The organism is Streptomyces sp. 4N124, assembly GCF_052245395.1.
Classification (GTDB): domain Bacteria; phylum Actinomycetota; class Actinomycetes; order Streptomycetales; family Streptomycetaceae; genus Streptomyces.
Genome location: NZ_JBQQBS010000102.1, coordinates 1 through 19,262, shown reverse-complemented (window position 1 = coordinate 19,262; position 19,262 = coordinate 1). Strand labels below are relative to the sequence as shown.

The window sequence follows — 19,262 nt, the reverse complement described above, 5'->3', positions numbered from 1 at the left end:
GGATACGTGGCCGGAGCCTTCGGGGACAGTGACCCCGCCGCCCCGACCGCCACCGTCGCCTCCGGCGATCTCGAAGCCGTGGCCGCCCGGGTCCTGCCCAGCGTGGTCTCCGTGGTGACCGCGTCCGGGCAGGGGTCGGGGTTCGTGTTCGACGAGCGGGGGCGGATCCTCACCAACGCCCATGTCGTGAGCGGGAGTTCGCGCGTGTCCGTCGAGTTGCAGGACGGGCGCCGGCTCAGCGCCCAGGTGATCGGCGACGACCCCGCGCATGACGTGGCCGTGCTGGAGCCGGAGACGGCACGCGGGCTGCGGGCCGCCGACCTGGCCACCGCCGGACGCCCGGCCGTCGGCGACACGGTCCTCGCCATCGGCTCCCCGCTCGGCCTCAGCGGCACCGTCACCTCAGGCATCGTCAGCGCCCTCGACCGCCCGGTCACACTGGGCGAAGGCACAGGCGGCGGACGACAGCAGCGCGCGCTGCAGACCGACGCCTCGATCAACCCCGGCAACTCCGGCGGACCGCTGGTCGACGCCGACGGACGGGTCATCGGCATCAATACGGCCATCGCGACGTTGGACCAGCAAAGGGGCGGCTCCATAGGCATCGGATTCGCGATCCCCGTGGCAGACGCCGCGGACGCCGCGGAGACCATCATCGACGGTGGGTAGGTGGTCGTACATGAGACTGCTGGTGGTCGAGGACGAGGAGGACCTGGTCGTCGCCCTCAAGGTCGGGCTGGTCAGGGCGGGCTACGCGGTCGATGTCGCCCCGGACGTCGACACCGCGACCGAGAAGCTCGCCGTCAACGACTACGACCTCGTGCTGCTGGACCTGAACCTGCCCGACGGCGACGGTTTCGCGGTGTGCCGCGCCATCCGCACCACCCCCGGAGGCCCCCGCATCCTGATGCTCACCGCCCGCGACCGGCTCGCCGACCGGGTGCGCGGCCTCGACGAGGGCGCCGACGACTACCTGGTCAAGCCCTTCGCCCTGCCCGAACTCCTCGCCCGCATCAGGGCGTTGCTCCGCCGTGAGGACGGCGGCACCGCGGTCGTCGAGGTCGGCGAACTGCGCCTGGACACCGCCCGCTTCGAGGCGTTCCGCGGCGCCCGCCAACTCCAGCTCACACCCAAGGAGTTCAGCGTCCTGCACTACCTGATGACCCGCCCCGGACGCGTCGTACCCGCCGAGGAACTGCTGGAGCATGTGTGGGACGAGCACGCGGACCCGTTCACCAACACCGTGCGGGTCACGGTCGGCTCGCTGCGCCGGAAGATCACCGGTGACGAGGATCCGCTCATCGAGACGGTGATACGGCAGGGCTACCGGCTGAAGGAGACGTCATGAAGTCCGTCCTACGGCGTCTGCGGCTCCCGGCGTTCACGCACACCATCCGCTTCCGCCTCACCGTCCTCTACTCCGGCCTCCTCTTCGTCCTCACCGCGCTCGTCCTGCTCGGCACCTATCTCGCCGTCGAACGCAGCGGTGAGGCGAAACCGGTCACCAAGCAGTTCTCGGTCACGAAGATCGTGAACGGCGAGGAGGTCGGAGAGTTCGACGCGGTGAAGGTCGAGCAGGTCGAGGCGGCCGTCAACTACGAGACGCTCGCCAACCTCCGCCGCTTCTCCCTCGCCCTGCTCGGCGGGCTCGCCGTCGCCAGCCTCGCCATCGGCTGGATCCTCTCCGGCCGCGCGCTGCGCCCCGTACGCGCCATCTCCCGCACCGCCGCCGACATCCAGGCCACCGACCTCTCCCAGCGCATCCGGCTGGGCGGCCCCAAGGACGAGCTGCGTGACCTCGCCGACACTGTCGACTCCATGCTCGACCGGCTCGACGAGGCGTTCCGCGCCCAGCGCCAGCTGATCGACGACGCCTCCCACGAACTGCGCAGCCCCCTCGCCATCATCCGCGCCAACGTCGACGCCGTCCTCACGGCCGAGGAGTCCGACGAGGAGGAGCGGCGCATCGCCGCCCGCAGCGTCGACCGCGCCACCACCCGGATGACCCGCCTCGTCGAGGACCTCCTCGCCACCGCCCGCCGCAGCGCCCCCGCCCTCGCCGACGCCGACGTCGACCTGGCCACCGCGGCATCCGAGGCCTGCGAGGACTTCATCCCCCTCGCCGCCGAACGCGGCCTCACCCTCCACCGCCGCCTCGCCCCCGGCCTCACCGTCATCGGCGACCACGACGCCCTCCGCCGCGCCGTCGGCAACCTGCTCTCCAACGCCGTACGACTCTCCCCACCCGGCACCCTCATCACCGTCGCCGCCGGCCGCACCGAGGGCTGGCTCTGGGTCGCCGTCCGAGACGAGGGCCCCGGCATCGTCGACGACGACCAGTCCCGAGTCTTCGACCGCTTCTGGCGAGCGAAGGGCAACGGAGGCAGCCGCGACCGGCACGCAGGCCTGGGCCTGGCCATAGTCCGCCAGATAGTGGAGTCACACGGCGGCCAGATCCGCCTGTTCTCAAGGGTGGGCGAGGGCTCGACGTTCGTGCTGTGGTTCCCGGCGCCGGGCGCAGAAACAAGCGGCGGACCGCCCGAGGAACAACCAACGTGACCCTGCTACTGGGCCGCGGTGGTGCGCCCCGTCAGGGGCGCGGGGAACTGCGCGACAAGCCACAACGGACCGGCAGCCGACACACGACCGGCAGGACTACGCAGCCTTGGCCTTCGTCGCATACATATCCACGTACTCCTGCCCCGACAACCGCATGACCTCAGCCATCACGGAGTCGGTCACAGCCCGCAGCACATACCGATCCCGGTCCATCCCCTCGTACCGCGAGAACTCCATCGCCTCACCAAACCGGACAGTCACGCGGCCGGGCCGCGGAATCCCCGCACCCCCCGGCTGCAACTTGTCCGTGCCGATCATCGCGAACGGCACAACCGGCGCACCGGTCATCAGAGTGAGGCGGGCGATCCCCGTACGCCCCCGGTACAGCCGCCCGTCGGGCGAGCGCGTGCCCTCCGGGTAGATGCCGAAGACCTTGCCCTCCTCCAGGATCCGGCGGCCGGTCATCAGCGCGGCCACACCCCCGCTCGCACCGTCCCGGTCCACCGGGATCATGCCGACGCCGGTGAAGAACCAGGCCATCAACCGGCCCTTGAAGCCCTTGCCGGTGACGTACTCGTCCTTGCCGATGAAGAGGACCTGACGGTCGCAGACCAGCGGCAGCACGATCGAGTCGATGAACGTGAGGTGGTTGCCGGCCAGGATGACCGGACCGTCGCCGGGAATGTGCTCCGCGCCCTCCACCCGTGGGCGGAACATCAGGCGCATGATCGGTCCGAGCACTGCCTTGATGAGCGCGAAGCGGGACAACGGGCCCTCCGGTGTCAAGGGATTCGGTATAAGTCTGTGCAGGTGAGGACGATACTCGCGGCCCCGGGGGTAGCGCACATCGGGATTGTCGGGTTCACCGAGGTCTTACGCACTGTTGACCCAGGTTTACCTGCGGTGGCGTCGCGATGCGCGCCGGTAATGCGCCCGGAACGATGTGACGGAGGTCGCGCCCGCTGGGGCCACGGAGCCTCAACCGTGTCAACCGATCGCCTACCCGGAACCATGTACTCGATGCCGACGAACCGTCAGAAGCCCGACCCCATGCGACATCAGGCGTCACCCCGGTGTTCCGCCCCCGGTCTCCCGCTCGTCATGCGCACGCCCCTACGATCGGCCCGCATCAACGGGCCGAACGAGGGATGGCGCTCATGGGGACGCAGGAGTCGAACGAGCAGGCGCGCGGGACCGGACGACGGGCGGTGCTCGGCGCGGCGGTGCTGGGCGCGGGCGGAGCGGTCCTCGGGCTGCCCGGTACGGCGAGAGCCGACGCACGCCACGGGGGCGGCGGCGTGAGGAGCCTGCCCGTACCGACGATCATCGGCCACCGGGGTGCCAGCGGCTACCGGCCGGAGCACACCTTCGGCGCATACGAGCTGGCCCTCGACATGGGCGCCCATGTCGTCGAGGCCGGCGACCTGGTGCCGACCAAGGACGGCCACATCGTCTGCCGCCACGAGCCCGAGATCGGCGGCACCACCGACGTGGCCGACCACCCCCAGTTCGCGAGCCGCAAGACCACCAAGGTCCTGGACGGTGTCTCCACCACCGGCTGGTTCACCGAGGACTTCACGCTCGCCGAACTGAAGACCCTGCGCGCGATCGAGCGCATCCCGGCCAACCGCCCGCACAACACCCTCTACAACGGCCGCTGGGAGATCCCCACCTTCGAAGAGGTGCTCCAGTGGCAGGACGAGCAGACCCGCAAGCGCGGCAAGCAGGTCTGGATCTACCCCGAGACCAAGCACCCCACCTACTTCCGCAAGCTGGGCCTCGGCCTGGAGGAGCGGGTCGCCAAGCTGCTGCGCAAGTACGGCAAGGACCGGAAGAACTCGCCGGTCATCCTGCAGTCCTTCGAGCCGGGCAGCATCCAGCGCCTGAACAAGCTCGTCGGCAACCCGCTCGCCGTGCTGCTGTCCGGCCCCACCTCCCGCCCTTGGGACTTCGTCGAGGCCGGTGACCCGCGTACGGTCGCCGACCTGGTCAAGCCCGAGGGCCTGAAGTGGATCGCCTCCTACGCGAACGGCATCGGCCCCACCCTCGACCTGATCATCCCGAGGGACGCGAACGGCAACCTCACCAAGCCGACCACGCTGGTCAAGGACGCCCACGCGGCGGGCCTGATCCTGCACCCGTGGACGCTGCGCAACGAGAACCCCTTCCTGCCGGCGAACTTCCGCAAGGGCGCCGACGCCGACGCCTACGGCGATGTCTTCGGCGCCTACAAGACCTACTTCGCCACCGGCATCGACGGCGTCTTCACCGACCAGCCGGACACCGGCCTGCTGGCCCGCGAGGACTTCGTCAACGGTTGAGCCCTCCACCCCGGTTGGGGTGACATCCGGCCGCCCGGGCAACCCGCAGCCCGGGCGGCCGCGTCGTGTCGCATATGACGTACGACCTGGTTACCGCACTGCGCCCGCTGCTCACCGCCGAGGCCTCCGCGGAGGCACATGCCTCCGGAACCGAGCCCGGCGACCTGGAGCAGGCGGTCTGGCTCCGCCTCCTGGAGCACCTGGACACGGAGGGCCCGCCCAGCGACCCCCAGCGCTGGCTGCGCGAGGCCGTCCGCTCCGAGGTCCGCCGCACCCGCCGTACGAACCGACACGAACGGCCGTACGACACCGAACCCGCCGACACCAGCGACCACGGCCCGGAACACCTCGCGCTCACCGCCGCCCGCCACCGCGCCCTGCGCGACGCCGTGCGCCGCCTGCCCGGCCGCTGCCCCCGCCTTCTCGAAGCCCTCCTCTCGCCGAAGGACCTCACATACCGGGAGATCGCGGGGGAGTTGGGTATCTCACAGGGCAGTCTGGGTCCGGAACGTTCCAGATGCCTGGGATGTCTGCGTCGATTGCTCACGCCGGAGGTTGCGGCCCGCGAAGCGCGGGGATAGGAACGAGGAACAACAGGCGACAGGTGAGCGGGAGGCGTGCACACATGGGCATGAGCGTGACCATCTCCGTGGCGGCCGAGCAGGATGCCGAGCAGATCTTCCGGCTGCAGTACCTCTGCTTCCAGAGCGAGGCGGCGCTGTACGGCAACTACCGCATCGACCCGCTCGTCCAGCCCCTGGACTCGGTCCGTGAGGAGGTCGCCAAGGACTGCGTCTTCGTCGCCCGCCTCGGTGACGAGGTGGTCGGCTCGGTCCGCGGCGCCCTCACCGACGACGGCGCCGCCGCCATCGGCAAGCTCTGCGTCCACCCCCGCCTCCAGGGCCACGGCATCGGCGCGCGGCTCCTGCGCGCAGCCGAATCCGCCCTCGCCGAACAGCACGGCGCCAAGCGCTTCCGCCTCCACACCGGCCACCGCAGCGAGGGCAACCTGCGCCTCTACCGCAAGGTGGGCTACCGGACGGTGGGCACGTCGAAGGGCGAGGACGGGGTACCGATGATCGTCCTGGAGAAGGCGGCCGGCACATACGCAGCCACGGCTTGAGGTCCAACCCAGGGGCGCGGGGAACTGCGCGACCAGCCACGTACGACGGAAAGCCGCCGTCGAAGTTCAGCCAGGCTGCTCGGCGCGCGACTTCCGCAACCAGTACATCGCCGTCACGGGCAACAACACGGGAATGAACAGATACCCCATGCCGTAGTCCGACCACACGGTCGCATCGGGGAACGCGGACGGCTCGACCAAGGTCCACGTGCCGACGACGAGCACGCCCACCAGCTCAGCGGCGCAGCACATCCGCGCCGCCTTGCGGGCCGTCTCCCCACCCCGCACCAGCGAGTACGTGATGAAGCCGTACACGAGGCCCGCGACCGCGGACAGCGAGTACGCCAGCGGCGCATGGTCGAACTCCGTCGCGATCTGCACGGCCGAGCGGGACACGGCCCCGACGACCATCACGCCGTACAACCAGACCAGCAGCATCCCGGGCCCACTGATGAGCCGGGTCCGCTTCTTCTCCGTGGCGGTCACCTCAGCCTCCCCAGATGTCATAAAGCCGCACCTCAAGGACCGCCAGCACCACGGCACCGGCCGCCACCGTCACGGAACCCCACCGCGTCCGCTCGGCCAGCGACATGAACCCCGCCGCCGGAATACAAGCGAACGCACCCAGCAGATACGCCACGAAGATCGTCGTACCCTGCTCCGGTTCGTCGCCCTGCGCCAACCGCACGATCCCGATCACCAACTGCACCAGGGCCAGTACCGTCACCACGGCCATGCCGATGAAGTGCCAGTCCTTGGTCGGCTGATCTCGGTACGCCGCCCACCCGCACCACGCGGCGAGCAACAGCGCGGCGACCCCGGTCACCAGCGTCAGGGCATCAAACATGCGGCGAGCCTATTACGGCCCAAAAGGCCTGATGCGGCGGCCCCCGGCGTGCACCGTAGGGTCGAGGGCATGAAGATCCGTGCACAAGCCCTCCTGTTCGACAACGACGGCACCCTCGTCTCCTCCCTCGCCTCCGTGGACCGCTGCTGGGCGCGCTGGGCCGAGGAGTACGGCATCACGGAGGAGTTCGGCAGGGTCGAACTGCACGGACGCCCGGCCGTCGAGATAGTCGCCGAGCTGCTGCCTGCGCATGTGGTGCCGGAGGCGCTCGCCCGGATCGAGACGCTGGAGGTGGAGGACGTACCGAACGGGGGCGTGCACCTGCTGCCCGGCACGAAGGACTTCCTCGACTCACTGCCCGCCGACCGCTGGGCCGTCGTCACCTCCGCGACCCGGCGGCTCGCCGAAGCCCGGCTCGACGCCGTCGGCATCCTCCCCAAGACCATGGTCACCGCCGACGACATCACACGCGGCAAGCCCGACCCCGAGCCCTACCTCCTCGCCGCGCGCGAACTGGGCGTCGACCCCGCGCACTGCGTCGTCTTCGAGGACGCCCCGGCCGGGCTCCAGTCGGGCCGTGCCGCCGGGATGATCACCGTGGCGTTGGCCACAACTCACCAGGCCCACGAGCTCGACGCCGATCTGGTGGTCACCGACCTGTCGGCCCTGTCCGCGCTGGTCACCGCCGGGGGAGTGGAGATCTCCGTCCGCCGCTGATGCATGTCCGCCGCTGTCCACCATGCGGACGGCGGCGCTCGGTAAGGACCGTAGGTCTGGTTTACTGATCGCATGACCACGACGAGCTGCCGCACCCTTGCGACCGAGGCGACCCTGACGCCCGGTGCTCGTTGTATGTGTCGAATGTGCGCCTGCTAGAGGGCCCCTGAACCACCCTGAGCCTCGCGCCCCGAAGCGAGCCGCCGTGGCATGTCCGTACGCCGTTTGCCGTACGTGACCCATTGCCCGCGCACATCTTCTCTCCCGTACCAGGGCACACCCACGCCCGCGTACTCGACAGTGACGGAATCCCCAGTGATCACCACATCGGGCCTGACCAAGGTCTACCGCACCCGCGGTCGAGAGGTCACCGCCCTCGACGGCGTCGACCTGCACGTCCGCGAAGGCGAGGTGTACGGCGTCATCGGCCAGTCCGGCGCCGGCAAGTCCTCGCTGATCCGCTGCATCAACCTCCTGGAGCGCCCCACCGCCGGCACGGTCACCGTCGCCGGCCAGGACCTCACCGCGCTCGCCGGACGCGGACCGCGTGCCGGCAAGGAGCTGCGACAGGCGCGCAGCCGTATCGGCATGGTGTTCCAGCACTTCAACCTGCTGTCCTCCCGGACGGTCCAGGACAATGTCGAGCTGCCGCTCGAAATCCTCGGCACGTCCGGCAGGGACCGCTCCCGCAAGGCGCTCGAACTGCTGGACCTGGTGGGTCTGGCGGACAAGGCCAAGGCCTACCCCGCCCAGCTCTCCGGTGGCCAGAAGCAGCGCGTCGGTATCGCCCGCGCCCTGGCCGGCGACCCGAAGGTGCTGCTCTCCGACGAGGCCACCAGCGCCCTCGACCCGGAGACCACCCGCTCGATCCTCCAGCTGCTGCGCGACCTGAACCGGCAGTTGGGCCTGACCGTCCTGCTCATCACCCACGAGATGGACGTCGTGAAGTCGATCTGCGACTCGGCCGCGCTCATGGAGCAGGGCCGCATCGTCGAGTCCGGAACGGTGAGCGAGCTGCTCGCGACCCCCGGCTCCGAACTGGCCTCCGCGCTCTTCCCGGTGGGCGGCGAGGCTTCCGGTGACGACCGCACCGTCGTCGACGTCACCTTCCAGGGCGAGGCCGCCACCCAGCCGGTCATCTCGCAGCTCTCGCGCACCTACAACATCGACATCTCGATCCTCGGCGCCGCCATCGACACCGTCGGCGGCCTCCAGGTCGGCCGCATGCGCATCGAACTGCCCGGCCGCTACGAGGACAACGTCGTGCCGATCGGCTTCCTGCGCGAACAGGGCCTGCAGATCGACGTGCTGGGCCAGGAGCCCGTTCTGCTCACGGAAGGTGCCAAGTGATGACCTGGTCCGAAACGCAGCCCCTGCTGGAGCAGGCCTGTTGGGACACCCTCTACATGGTCGGCTGGTCCACGCTCATCGCCGTCGTCGGCGGCCTTCCGCTCGGCGTCCTGCTGGTCCTCACCGACCGGGGCGGACTGCTCCAGAACGTCGTCGCCAACAAGGTCATCGGGCAGATCGTGAACGTCGCCCGCTCGATGCCGTTCATCATCCTGATGGTCGCGCTGATGGGCTTCACGCGGTCGATCACCGGCACGACCATCGGCCGCGAGGCCGCCATCGTGCCGCTCGCCATCGGCGCGATTCCCTTCTTCGCGCGCCTTGTTGAGACGGCTGTCCGCGAAGTGGACGGCGGGCTCGTCGAGGCCGTGCAGTCGATGGGCGGCAACACCTGGACGATCGTCCGCAAGGTCCTCGTACCCGAGTCGCTGCCCTCGCTGATCGCCAGCACCACGACCACGATCGTCGCCCTCATCGGCTACTCCGCGATGGCCGGCACGGTCGGCGCGGGCGGCCTCGGCGACATCGCCATCCGCTACGGCTACCAGCGCTTCGAGACCGAGCTGATGTGGCTCACCGTCGCGATCCTCGCCGTGGTCATCTCCCTCATCCAGTTCGCCGGCGACTACGCGGCCCGCTCCCTGCACCGCCGCGGGGGCCGCTCGGGCCCGGCGCCGAAGCTACGGCTGCTGAAGGCGTCCACAGCCACCAGCAAGACCGTCTGAGGTCACCCCGCCACACCCACCACGATCTCCCCGTCACACCCATCACGGGGTCGCACCACCCATCAGGAAAGGCACTTTTCGTGCGTAACACCGCCAAGATCACCACCGCCGTCCTCGCCGCCGGAGCCCTCACCCTCGGGCTCACCGCATGCGGCTCGGACAAGGACTCCGCCGACGCCGACGCGCCGCTGACGGTCGCCGCCACGCCCACCCCGCAGGGCGAGATCCTCACCTACGTCAAGGACAACCTGGCGAAGAAGGCCGGCCTCGAACTGGAGGTCAAGGAGTTCACCGACTACGTGACTCCGGACACGGCCCTCCAGCAGGGCGAGGTCGACGCCAACTACTTCCAGCACCAGCCGTACCTGGACGACTTCAACAAGGAGAACGGCACCGACATCGTGGCCGTGCCCGACGCCACGGTGCACCTGGAGCCGCTCGGCCTGTACTCCCAGGGCGTCAAGAAGCTCACGGACCTGAAGAAGGGCGCCACCATCGCCCTGCCGAACGACACCACCAACGAGGCCCGCGCGCTGAAGCTGCTGGAAACCAACGGCGCCATCAAGCTCAAGGCGGGCGTCGGCTACGAAGCGACCCCCAAGGACATCGCCTCCAACCCCAAGAACCTCCAGTTCAAGGAGCTCGAGGCGGCCCAACTGCCGCGCTCCCTCAGCGATGTCGACGCCGCCGTGATCAACGGCAACTACGCCCTGGAGGCCGACCTCAGCCCGGCCGAGGACGCCCTCGTCGCCGAGTCGCCCAAGGACAACCCGTACGGCAACTTCCTCGCCGTGAAGAAGGGCAACGAGGACGACCCGCGGGTGCGGAAGCTGGCCGAGCTGCTCACCTCGCCCGAGGTGAAGAAGTTCATAGAGGACACGTACGACGGCGCGGTCGTCGCCGCCTTCTGACGGCGCGTATACGGCGTTTCGCCACGCAGGGGGTCCGCACCTTCACTTGGTGTGGACCCCGTGGTGCGGTTCAGTGCTTTCATGCTGCATGCTGGGCAGTTCAGCAGGCCCCTGCAGGTTTCCGAAGGTTACGGAGCGGCGCATGACGAGCACCTTCCCCGACATCTCCATCAGCACGGAGCGGTTGGTGCTGCGCCCCTTCGAGGCGCCGGACATCGACTCCCTGGCCGAGATGATGAACGACGAGATGGTCACCGCCTGGACCTCGGCCCCGCACCCCTACACCCGGGCCCACGCACGTGCCTGGGTCTCCGAACAGGCCCCCGCCGAGCGCACCGACGGCCGCGGCATCGTCTTCGCGGTCACCGAGTTCCTCACCCAGCGTCTCGTCGGCATCGTGCACCTGCAGAACACCGACTGGCGGGTACGGGCCAGCGAGATCGCGTACGTCATCGCCCCCTGGGCCCGCGGCGAGGGCTATGCCTCCGAGGCGGCCCTCGCCACCGCCCAGTGGCTGTTCCACGACCAGAAGTTCGAGCGGCTGGAACTGCGGACCGCCGCCGACAACACCGCCTCCCAGCAGGTCGCCCAGAAGATCGGGTGCATCAGCGAGGGCGTCCTGCGCAACGCCTGGATAGCCCGCAGCAGAACCGAGAGCGGCGACTGGGCCGACGTACGCACCGATGTGATCGTGTGGAGCCTCCTGCCGGAGGACCTCGCGGGCGTCGGCGACGGAGGGTTCACCGCGCTCGCCGACTGGAACTGAGCCCGCAGGCGGCCACCACCCTCGCGGGTCTCCCGACGCCACCAGGTACTCTCACGGAGCCCGGGTACGGGCCACCCCCTGACGGCCTGCGCAAACCCTCTGGAGACTGACGACGATGGCCGACCGCGTCACGGTGATCGGCTGGGACGGTTCGCCCCTGACCGCCGCGGCACGCGCGGCCCTGGGCGCCGCCACGCTGGTGGCCGGCACCGCCCACCACCTCGCGCTTCCCGAGGTGCCGCACACTGCCGAGCGGATCCGCCTCGGCAGCGTCGCCCTCGCCGCCCGCCGCATCGCCGGACACCGTGGCACCGCGGTGGTGCTCGCCGACGGGGACCCCGGCTTCTTCGGGGTCGTACGGACGCTGCGCGCGCCCGAGTTCGGCCTGGAGGTCGAGGTCGTCCCCGCCGTCTCCTCGGTGGCCGCCGCCTTCGCCCGCGCCGGGATGCCCTGGGACGACGCCCATGTGGTCGTCGCCCACCGGCGCACGCTGCGACGCGCGGTGAATGTGTGCCGCGCCCACACCAAGGTCGCCGTCCTCACCTCACCCGGCGCCGGCCCCGCCGAACTCGGCCTGCTCCTCGAAGGCGTCCACCGCACCTTCGTCATCTGCGAGGAACTGGGCACCGACCGCGAACAGGTCACGATCCTCACCTCCGACAAGGCCGCCGACCACACCTGGCGAGATCCCAATGTGGTCATCGTCATCGGAGGAACCGCCGGTGGAGCCGAGGGCGGCTGGATCGCCGGACGCGAACCGGCCGCCGGCCCGCGCGGCTGGACCCTGCCCTCCGCGGCGTACGGCGGTCTCATGGGCGAGGGCGAACTGGAACCGCTCCGCGCGGCCCAACTCGCCCGCCTCGGCCCGCGCGTCGGCGACCTCGTGTGGGACATCGGCAGCGGCAGCGGCGCCTTCGCCGTCGAGTCCGCGCGGGCCGGCGCCGCCGTCATCGCCGTGGACAGCGCGCTGGAGGCCTGCGCCCGCACCGAGTCCGCCGCCCGGCACCACGGCGTCCAGCTCCAGGTCGTGCACGGCAGCGCCCCGCACGTCCTGGAGAACCTGCCCGAGCCGGACGTCGTCCGGGTCGGCGGCGGGGGAGCGGCCGTGGTCTCCGCGGTCGCCGACCGCCGCCCGCAGCGCATCGTCACCCACGCGGCCACCCGCGACGCCGCCGAACTCGTCGGCCGCGACCTGACCGAACACGGTTACCGGGTCGAGTGCGCCCTGCTGCAGTCCGTCGAACTCGACACGCGGGCCTGGACGGAGCGGGAACGGAGCGTCGCGTTCCTGCTCAGCGGGGTCCTGCCGGAGCGCGCGGGCTGATCCCGATCTCGTCCCCGTGATCCTGTTGTCGTACCGCGCGCGGTAGGCTGGCCGATCGTTGTACCGCACTCGGTCGCCCGGCGCTTCGTCGGTCAATGTCCGGAAAGGGCACCCGTTTTGGGGTGGCTGTGGTACGGCAGAACCGGAGGACGCGCAACGTGGCGCAGTCCACAGCGGTCTCGTCGCGGATCATGCTGTCGTGACGGGGGAACGGCCGCGACAATGCCAGTTAATGGCTTTGTCGTCATTTGTCGACGGGTCGTTCGTGCCGCTGGGCACGCACGCTCGTTCTTCACTACGGGGGCGGTCGGTGCGCCGTCCCCGGTGAGCAGGTCGTAGAAGCACTAACCGATGGGCGAGGGGTACGCATGACCGACACCGGCCAGGTCCCGGGCGACGGGCTGCCGGAGAGCGCAGGCATGGTGGAGCAGCCGGGCGCCCCCGCGCACGGTGCGTACACCTACCTCTCCGAGACCACCGCCGAGGACGAAGACCTGTTGCTGCTGCCGGGCGCCCAGGGCGCGTGGGGCAACGAGGTACCTCCGCCCGCCCCCGAGCCGGTCGTCGAGGCCGTCCATGAGCCGGGCCCGCACGAGGCCGCCGGCCGCGACAGCGGCAACGTGGATCTCAGCGGCGTCCGCCTGCCCACGCAGACGCCGCCGTCCACCCCGGCGACGACTCACCGGCGCCCACTGCACCTCGGCCCGCCGACCCCCGACCAGTCCGCCAGCCCGGTCCGCTCCCTCGCCGACCGCGGCCCCGCGGGCGCGCCCGCCGGCCGGCCCGGCCCGTACCCGACCGGCCCCGAGTACCTCGACGTCCCGCAGCCGCGCGAGTCGGCCCCGCAGGGCGCGTCCCCCTGGGGCGCTCCCGCACCGGGCACGGTCCAGGCCCCGGTGCACACCGAGGCCGCCCCTGCGGAAACGGTTGTCCCGACAGCCGAGCCCGCCGTGGCCCACCTCGCCACGGAGGCGATCGCCGTGGCGGCTCCGCGGACGGCGGAGGCGGAGCATGGTGCGTACGGCGCGGAGGGCGTGGAGGGCGCCGAGGCCGCGCCCATCGCGGAGGGCCTGAAAGCCGCCGAGGGCGGCGAGGCGTCGTACGGCGGAGAGGCTGTGCCGGGCTCTGGTGGGGGGTACGGGGCGGACGGTGGTCCGGTTCCGGCCGCTACGACGGCTTCGGCGGGCGGGGTTGGGCCGGAGGCCGGGCCTGTGCCCATGGACACCGCCGGCCCGATCGGTGAGGTGCCCGGAGCTTCGGCTCCCGAGGCCGGTGCTGCCGGACCGCAAGCGGGGGCGGCGCCGGAAGGTGCGCCAGCGGTGGAGGGCGGTGAGGCTGCCGGAGCCGAGTCCGAGTTCGGCGTCGACGCCGGGCCGGTGGCCGAAGACCTTCCGCTTCCGGATGCCGGGCAGTTGCCTGAAGGCCCTGCGGCGCTGGATGCGGGGCACGTACCTGAGGGCGCTGCGGTCCCCGATGCCGGGCAGTTGCCCGATGACCCTGCCATCCCGGACGCAGCACAGGTGGCCGAGGCTCAGCCCGCTCCGGAAGCGGATTCCTTGCCCGGCATGGGTGTTGCCCCGGATGCCGCTCAGGCCCCGCTGACGGTGACCGCCCCGGACGCCGGACTTCCCGAGGCCGGGCACCTCGCAGAAGCCGTCGCTCCCCAGGACGCCGGTCAGACCCCCGAGGTCGTACCCGCCGCGGAAACAGCCGCACCGGAGCCCGCGCACGCTCCCGACCCGGCCGCACCGGAGCCCGTACACGCTCCCGATCCGGCCGCTCCCACGACAACACACGCCCCCGACCCGGCCGTACCCGAATCCGTGTCGGATCCTGATCCGGCCCTGGCCGCTCCCGCGCCGCAGGCCCCCGAATCCGCCATGCCCTTCCCGGCGGCACCGGAGGCGGCACAGCCCCTCCCGCCGGCCGACATCGAGATCCCCGCGCAGGACCCGCACGAGCACGAGCAGCCGGTCGCCGACGCGCATCACACGCAGGGACCGCAGCACGCGGCACCGCACACGCCCGTCGTCGCCGCGCAGCCGGAGACGCCGGACGCCGTGAGGGCCGAGGAGCAGGGCATGGCCGTGGACATGTCGATGGATGAGGCGGAGGCGCCTCAGCCGCTCGCCGCCGAGGACGCGCCCCCGGCCGAACCTGTCGAAGAGCAGGCGCAGTTCGAGGAGGCCGCCGCCCCCGGCCAGGACGGCGATGTCACGGGCACCTTCCCGGCCGCCGGTGTGCCCGAAGAACCCCTGGGCCAGTTCGTCCCGGTGGAAGGCTCGGTGCCGACGACCCCCCACCTCGCGCCGACGCCCCCGGAGGCCCTGCAGCTCCCGGCGGACGACCACCAGGAACCCCCGGTCGTCGTCCCCGCCCCACGGGACGGCGACGCCGAGCCCCCGGCGGCGGAGCCCGACCCCGAACTCGTACAGCATGCGGAGGACCTGGACACCCGGGCCGCCGACCTTGAAGAAAGCACGGCCGTAGTGGCAGAAGCACCAGAGTCCACCGGCCCGGCCGCGCCCGCCTACGAAGACGCCGAGCGCGAGGCCGTCCTCAAGGTCATGCGGGAACGCCGCGACATCCGCAACGGCTTCCGCAGCGACCCCATCCCGCACGAGGTCCTGCTCCGCGTCCTGGAGGCGGCGCACACCGCCCCTTCCGTGGGCCACTCCCAGCCCTGGGACTTCGTGGTCATCCGCTCTGCCGACACCCGGCGCACGATGCACGAGCTGGCCATGCGCCAGCGCGACGCGTATGCCAAGTCGCTGCCCAAGGGCCGGGCGAAGCAGTTCAAGGAACTGAAGATCGAGGCCATTCTCGACACCCCGGTGAACATCGTCGTCACCGCCGACCCGACCCGCGGCGGCCGGCACACCCTCGGTCGGCACACCCAGCCGCAGATGGCGCCGTACTCCTCCGCGCTCGCGGTCGAGAACCTCTGGCTCGCCGCCCGCGCCGAGGGCCTCGGGGTCGGCTGGGTCAGCTTCTTCGACGAGCGCGAGATGGTGCGCACCCTGGGCCTGCCCGAGCACCTCGAAGTCGTCGCCTACCTCTGTGTGGGCTACGTCGACGAGTTCCCGGAGGAGCCCGAGCTGTTGCAGGCGGGCTGGTCCAAGCGCCGCCCGCTGTCCTGGGTGGTGCACGAGGAGACATACGGCCGTCGTGCCCTGCCCGGCGAGGACCCGCACGACCTCCTCGCCGAGACCGTCTCCCAGATCCGCCCGCTCGACGCCAAGGCGCTCGGCGAGGCCTGGGAGCGGCAGAAGCGGATGACGAAGCCGCCCGGCTCGCTCGGCATGCTGGAGATCATCTCCGCGCAGCTCTCCGGCCTGTCCCGGCAGTGCCCGCCGCCGATCCCGGAGCCCGCCGCGGTCGCGATCTTCGCGGGCGACCACGGTGTGCACGCGCAAGGAGTCACCCCCTGGCCCCAGGAGGTGACGGCCCAGATGGTCGCCAACTTCCTCGGCGGCGGCGCGGTCTGCAACGCCTTCGCCGGCCAGGTGGGCGCCGAGGTCTGCGTCGTGGACGTGGGCGTGGCATCCGACCTCCCCGCCACGCCGGGCCTGCTGCCCCGCAAGGTCCGCGCCGGTACGTCCGACATGACGACCGGCCCCGCGATGACCCGCGAGGAGGCCAAGCAGGCCATCGAGGTCGGCATCGAGACGGCCCGCGACCTGGTGGCCGCCGGCAACAAGGCGCTCCTCACCGGCGAGATGGGCATCGCGAACACGACCGCGTCCGCCGCCCTGATCTCGGTCTTCACCGACACGGATCCCGCCGAGGTCACCGGCCGCGGCACGGGCATCAACGACGAAACCCTGGCCCGCAAGACCGAGGTCGTCCGCCGCGCCATCGAACTCCACCAGCCGGACCCGGCCGACCCCATCGGCGTACTCGCCGCGATCGGCGGCTTCGAGCACGCGGCGATCGTGGGCCTGCTGCTGGGCGGCGCGTCCTTGCGCACGCCGGTCATCCTCGACGGCGTCAGCGCCGGCGCCGCCGCCCTGGTCGCCCGCGCCATCGCCCCCGAGGTCCTCGCCGCCTGCATCGCCGGCCACCGCAGCGCCGAACCCGGCCACGTGGCCGCGTTGAACAAGCTGGGCCTCCGCCCCCTGGTCGACCTCGACCTCCGCCTCGGCGAGGGCACAGGCGCACTCCTGGCCCTGCCGCTGGTCCAGAGCACGGCGAGGGCGATGCACGAGGTGGCGACGTTCGACTCGGCGGGGGTAACTGAGAAGTAGCTGGGCAGGGGGCTCGGGCCCCTTGAACGCGGGTTGCGGTTGTGGGCAGGCGTTCCGCAGGGCGGAACGGGTGGGCACAACCGCCCCCGGGCCCGCACCCGGCCATGGTGCCCAGCCAATGGACCACCCACGCCGCAAAGTCCCCTCGCACCTTAAAATCCGCACGTCAGGGCATTCGCACCGCCGCCGCAAAAGGGAGCCGCACCCTCATGGCCGAACACCCCGCCTACCCCGTAGGCCTCCGCCTCACCGGCCGCCGGGTCGTCGTCCTCGGCGGCGGCCAGGTCGCCCAGCGCCGCCTCCCGGCACTCATCGCAGCGGGCGCCGACATCGTGCTCGTATCACCCGAGGCGACCCCGTCGGTAGAAGCCATGGCAGACGCAGGCGAGCTCACCTGGCACAAGCGCCCGTACGCCGAAGGCGACCTCGCCGACGCCTGGTACGCCCTCATCGCCACCAGCGACCACGAGGCCAACGCCGCCGCCTCCGCCGAAGCCGAACGCCACCGTGTCTGGTGCGTACGCTCGGACGACGCCGACGCGGCCACCGCCTGGACCCCCGCCACCGGCCACAGCGAGGGCGTCACGGTCGCCGTCCTCACGACGGAGGCGCGCGGCCGCGACCCCCGCCACACCGCCGCCATCCGCGACGCCGTCGTCTAGGGCCTCCGCGACGGCACCCTCGTCGCCCCCCGCCACCGCACCCGCACCCCCGGCGTCGCCCTGGTCGGCGGCGGCCCCGGCGACCCGGACCTGATCACGGTCCGCGGACGCCGCCTGCTCGCCGAGGCCGACGTGGTCATCACCGACCACCTGGGCCCGCGCGACCTGCTCGCCGAGCTGCCCGCGAGCGTCGAGGTGATCGACGCGGCGAAGCTGCCGTACGGCCGGTTCATGGCCCAGGAGGCCATCAACAACGCGCTGATCGAGCATGCCAAGGCGGGCAAGTCGGTCGTACGTCTCAAGGGCGGCGACCCCTTCGTCTACGGCCGCGGCATGGAGGAGGTCCAGGCGCTGGCCGAGGCCGGCGTCCCGTGCACCGTCGTGCCCGGCATCTCCAGCTCGATCTCCGTCCCGGGCGCCGCCGGCATCCCGGTCACCCACCGCGGTGTCGCCCACGAGTTCACGGTGGTCAGCGATCACATCGCCCCCGACGACGAGCGCTCCCTGGTCGACTGGCCGTCCGTCGCCCGGCTGACCGGCACGCTGGTGATCCTCATGGGCGTCGCCACGATCGGGAAGGTCGCCGGGACGCTCATCGCCCACGGCAAGTCCCCGGACACGCCCGTCGCCCTGATCCAGGAGGGCACGACGGCCGGCCAGCGCCGGGTCGACGCGACCCTCGCGACGGCCGGTGAGACGGTGCTCACCCACGAGGTGAAGCCGCCCGCGGTGATCGTCATCGGCGAGGTGGTCAACGTGGGCCCGCACACGCCCGCGTAACCCGGGGTAACAGAACCCGTCCCGAGCCGTTGGCACCGCACGTACGACAAGGCAGTATCACCCTGTGGCCGATCTCATCACCGTCAAGGATCCCGACGACCCGCGCCTGCACGACTACACGGGCCTGACCGACGTGGAACTGCGCCGGAAGCGCGAACCTGCCGAAGGCCTGTTCATCGCCGAGGGCGAGAAAGTCATCCGCCGGGCGAAGGACACGGGCTACGAGATGCGTTCGATGCTGCTGTCCGCCAAGTGGGTCGACGTCATGCGCGACGTCATCGACGAACTCCCCGCCCCCGTCTACGCGGTCAGCCCGGAACTCGCCGAACAGGTCACCGGCTACCACGTGCACCGCGGCGCGCTCGCCTCCATGCAGCGCAAGCCGCTGCCCGTGGCGGCCGAACTCCTGCAGACCGCACGCCGGGTGGTGGTCATGGAATCCGTCAACGACCACACCAACATCGGCGCGATCTTCCGCTCCGCCGCCGCCCTCGGCATGGACGCGGTGCTGCTCTCCCCGGACTGCGCGGACCCGCTCTACCGCCGCAGCGTGAAGGTCTCGATGGGCGCCGTCTTCTCCGTGCCGTACGCCCGCCTGGACACCTGGCCCAAGGGCCTGGAATCGGTCCGCGAGGCCGGCTTCACCCTCCTCGCCCTCACCCCGGACGAGAAGGCCAAGACCCTCGACGAGGCCGCACCGCACCGGATGGACCGGGTGGCCCTGATGCTCGGCGCCGAGGGCGACGGCCTCTCCACCCAGGCCCTGGTCGCCGCCGACGAATGGGTCCGCATCCCCATGTCCCACGACGTCGACTCCCTCAACGTGGGAGCGGCGGCAGCGGTCGCCTTCTACGCCGTGGCGACCGGCCGCCCTCAGCTCTGAGGCCTGTCCGCAACCCGCTGCCCGTCCAACGACGGGTCATGCGGTGG

17 protein-coding genes and 1 pseudogene are annotated in these 19,262 nt (G+C 71.2%); 15 read left to right on the top strand and 3 right to left on the bottom strand.

Translation table 11 applies throughout. The features are described 5' to 3' along the window. The 3 genes from ACTWQO_RS46865 to ACTWQO_RS46855 form a co-directional block, all read left to right on the top strand. The coding region (locus tag ACTWQO_RS46865) for a S1C family serine protease (RefSeq protein ID WP_443243519.1) at positions 1 to 669 on the top strand (669 nt) is incomplete at its 5' end. A gap of 10 nt (positions 670 to 679) precedes the next feature. Next, on the top strand, positions 680 to 1,348 hold the full coding sequence (locus tag ACTWQO_RS46860) for a response regulator transcription factor (protein ID WP_443243518.1): 669 nt from the start codon (positions 680 to 682) through the stop codon (positions 1,346 to 1,348). Further along, positions 1,345 to 2,559, top strand: coding sequence for a sensor histidine kinase (locus tag ACTWQO_RS46855; protein WP_443243517.1), 1,215 nt, complete (start codon positions 1,345 to 1,347; stop codon positions 2,557 to 2,559). The genes ACTWQO_RS46860 and ACTWQO_RS46855 overlap by 4 nt, the downstream gene beginning before the upstream one ends. 96 nt (positions 2,560 to 2,655) lie before the next feature. On the opposite strand, the gene ACTWQO_RS46850 is transcribed toward ACTWQO_RS46855, so the two are convergent. Then, entirely contained in the window at positions 2,656 to 3,327 is a 672-nt protein-coding gene (locus ACTWQO_RS46850) for a lysophospholipid acyltransferase family protein (RefSeq protein WP_443243520.1), read from the bottom strand. A gap of 389 nt (positions 3,328 to 3,716) precedes the next feature. Here ACTWQO_RS46850 and ACTWQO_RS46845 point away from each other — a divergent pair, with 389 nt between their 5' ends. The 3 genes from ACTWQO_RS46845 to ACTWQO_RS46835 all read left to right on the top strand — a co-directional run bounded on the left by ACTWQO_RS46845 (position 3,717) and on the right by ACTWQO_RS46835 (position 6,003). After that, positions 3,717 to 4,880: a glycerophosphodiester phosphodiesterase gene (locus tag ACTWQO_RS46845; RefSeq protein ID WP_443243516.1), complete on the top strand. Its 1,164-nt coding sequence runs from the start codon at positions 3,717 to 3,719 to the stop codon at positions 4,878 to 4,880. A gap of 74 nt (positions 4,881 to 4,954) precedes the next feature. Further along, entirely contained in the window at positions 4,955 to 5,461 is a 507-nt protein-coding gene (locus ACTWQO_RS46840; protein ID WP_443243515.1) for an RNA polymerase sigma factor, read from the top strand. A 44-nt stretch (positions 5,462 to 5,505) separates the two neighbouring features. Next, positions 5,506 to 6,003 (top strand): GNAT family N-acetyltransferase, encoded by a 498-nt coding sequence (locus ACTWQO_RS46835; RefSeq protein WP_443243514.1) that lies wholly within the window; start codon positions 5,506 to 5,508, stop codon positions 6,001 to 6,003. Between the two features lie 66 nt (positions 6,004 to 6,069). Here the strand turns inward: ACTWQO_RS46835 and ACTWQO_RS46830 are convergent, their stop codons facing one another. Further along, positions 6,070 to 6,510 (bottom strand): hypothetical protein, encoded by a 441-nt coding sequence (locus tag ACTWQO_RS46830; RefSeq protein WP_443243513.1) that lies wholly within the window; start codon positions 6,508 to 6,510, stop codon positions 6,070 to 6,072. Further along, entirely contained in the window at positions 6,491 to 6,850 is a 360-nt protein-coding gene (locus ACTWQO_RS46825; RefSeq protein WP_443243512.1) for a hypothetical protein, read from the bottom strand. The genes ACTWQO_RS46830 and ACTWQO_RS46825 overlap by 20 nt, the downstream gene beginning before the upstream one ends. Before the next feature lie 69 nt (positions 6,851 to 6,919). Here ACTWQO_RS46825 and ACTWQO_RS46820 point away from each other — a divergent pair, with 69 nt between their 5' ends. From ACTWQO_RS46820 to ACTWQO_RS46780, 9 genes and pseudogenes are all read left to right on the top strand, one after another. After that, entirely contained in the window at positions 6,920 to 7,567 is a 648-nt protein-coding gene (locus ACTWQO_RS46820) for an HAD family hydrolase (protein ID WP_443243511.1), read from the top strand. Between the two features lie 315 nt (positions 7,568 to 7,882). Further along, complete coding sequence (locus ACTWQO_RS46815) at positions 7,883 to 8,917, top strand: methionine ABC transporter ATP-binding protein (protein ID WP_443243510.1); 1,035 nt, start codon at positions 7,883 to 7,885, stop codon at positions 8,915 to 8,917. Then, positions 8,917 to 9,642: a methionine ABC transporter permease gene (locus ACTWQO_RS46810; RefSeq protein ID WP_443243509.1), complete on the top strand. Its 726-nt coding sequence runs from the start codon at positions 8,917 to 8,919 to the stop codon at positions 9,640 to 9,642. The genes ACTWQO_RS46815 and ACTWQO_RS46810 overlap by 1 nt, the downstream gene beginning before the upstream one ends. A gap of 80 nt (positions 9,643 to 9,722) precedes the next feature. Beyond that, positions 9,723 to 10,553 (top strand): MetQ/NlpA family ABC transporter substrate-binding protein, encoded by an 831-nt coding sequence (locus ACTWQO_RS46805; protein ID WP_443243508.1) that lies wholly within the window; start codon positions 9,723 to 9,725, stop codon positions 10,551 to 10,553. 142 nt (positions 10,554 to 10,695) lie between these two features. Beyond that, the gene (locus ACTWQO_RS46800; protein ID WP_443243507.1) at positions 10,696 to 11,319 is read left to right on the top strand and encodes a GNAT family N-acetyltransferase; all 624 of its coding nucleotides are present in this window, start codon (positions 10,696 to 10,698) and stop codon (positions 11,317 to 11,319) included. A gap of 115 nt (positions 11,320 to 11,434) precedes the next feature. Further along, positions 11,435 to 12,643: a precorrin-6y C5,15-methyltransferase (decarboxylating) subunit CbiE gene (gene cbiE, locus ACTWQO_RS46795; protein WP_443243506.1), complete on the top strand. Its 1,209-nt coding sequence runs from the start codon at positions 11,435 to 11,437 to the stop codon at positions 12,641 to 12,643. Between the two features lie 368 nt (positions 12,644 to 13,011). After that, complete coding sequence (cobT, locus tag ACTWQO_RS46790; RefSeq protein WP_443243505.1) at positions 13,012 to 16,890, top strand: nicotinate-nucleotide--dimethylbenzimidazole phosphoribosyltransferase; 3,879 nt, start codon at positions 13,012 to 13,014, stop codon at positions 16,888 to 16,890. A gap of 209 nt (positions 16,891 to 17,099) precedes the next feature. Continuing rightward, a pseudogene (gene cobA / locus ACTWQO_RS46785) lies at positions 17,100 to 18,332 on the top strand (uroporphyrinogen-III C-methyltransferase). 64 nt (positions 18,333 to 18,396) lie between these two features. Further along, positions 18,397 to 19,215 carry a TrmH family RNA methyltransferase gene (locus tag ACTWQO_RS46780; protein WP_443243504.1) on the top strand — a complete coding sequence of 273 codons (819 nt, stop codon included), beginning with the start codon at positions 18,397 to 18,399 and terminating at the stop codon, positions 19,213 to 19,215. The last annotated feature ends 47 nt before the right edge of the window (positions 19,216 to 19,262 follow it).

What these genes read in the sequence shown, in the direction of transcription:
- ACTWQO_RS46860 (WP_443243518.1), top strand. Translation starts at nt 680, where the DNA reads ATGAGACTGCTGGTGGTCGAGGACGAGGAGGACCTGGTCGTCGCCCTC.
- ACTWQO_RS46855 (WP_443243517.1), top strand. Translation starts at nt 1,345, where the DNA reads ATGAAGTCCGTCCTACGGCGTCTGCGGCTCCCGGCGTTCACGCACACC.
- ACTWQO_RS46845 (WP_443243516.1), top strand. Translation starts at nt 3,717, where the DNA reads ATGGGGACGCAGGAGTCGAACGAGCAGGCGCGCGGGACCGGACGACGG.
- ACTWQO_RS46840 (WP_443243515.1), top strand. Translation starts at nt 4,955, where the DNA reads ATGACGTACGACCTGGTTACCGCACTGCGCCCGCTGCTCACCGCCGAG.
- ACTWQO_RS46835 (WP_443243514.1), top strand. Translation starts at nt 5,506, where the DNA reads ATGGGCATGAGCGTGACCATCTCCGTGGCGGCCGAGCAGGATGCCGAG.
- ACTWQO_RS46830 (WP_443243513.1), bottom strand. Translation starts at nt 6,510, where the DNA reads ATGACATCTGGGGAGGCTGAGGTGACCGCCACGGAGAAGAAGCGGACC.
- ACTWQO_RS46825 (WP_443243512.1), bottom strand. Translation starts at nt 6,850, where the DNA reads ATGTTTGATGCCCTGACGCTGGTGACCGGGGTCGCCGCGCTGTTGCTC.
- ACTWQO_RS46820 (WP_443243511.1), top strand. Translation starts at nt 6,920, where the DNA reads ATGAAGATCCGTGCACAAGCCCTCCTGTTCGACAACGACGGCACCCTC.
- ACTWQO_RS46810 (WP_443243509.1), top strand. Translation starts at nt 8,917, where the DNA reads ATGACCTGGTCCGAAACGCAGCCCCTGCTGGAGCAGGCCTGTTGGGAC.
- ACTWQO_RS46800 (WP_443243507.1), top strand. Translation starts at nt 10,696, where the DNA reads ATGACGAGCACCTTCCCCGACATCTCCATCAGCACGGAGCGGTTGGTG.
- cbiE (WP_443243506.1), top strand. Translation starts at nt 11,435, where the DNA reads ATGGCCGACCGCGTCACGGTGATCGGCTGGGACGGTTCGCCCCTGACC.
- cobT (WP_443243505.1), top strand. Translation starts at nt 13,012, where the DNA reads ATGACCGACACCGGCCAGGTCCCGGGCGACGGGCTGCCGGAGAGCGCA.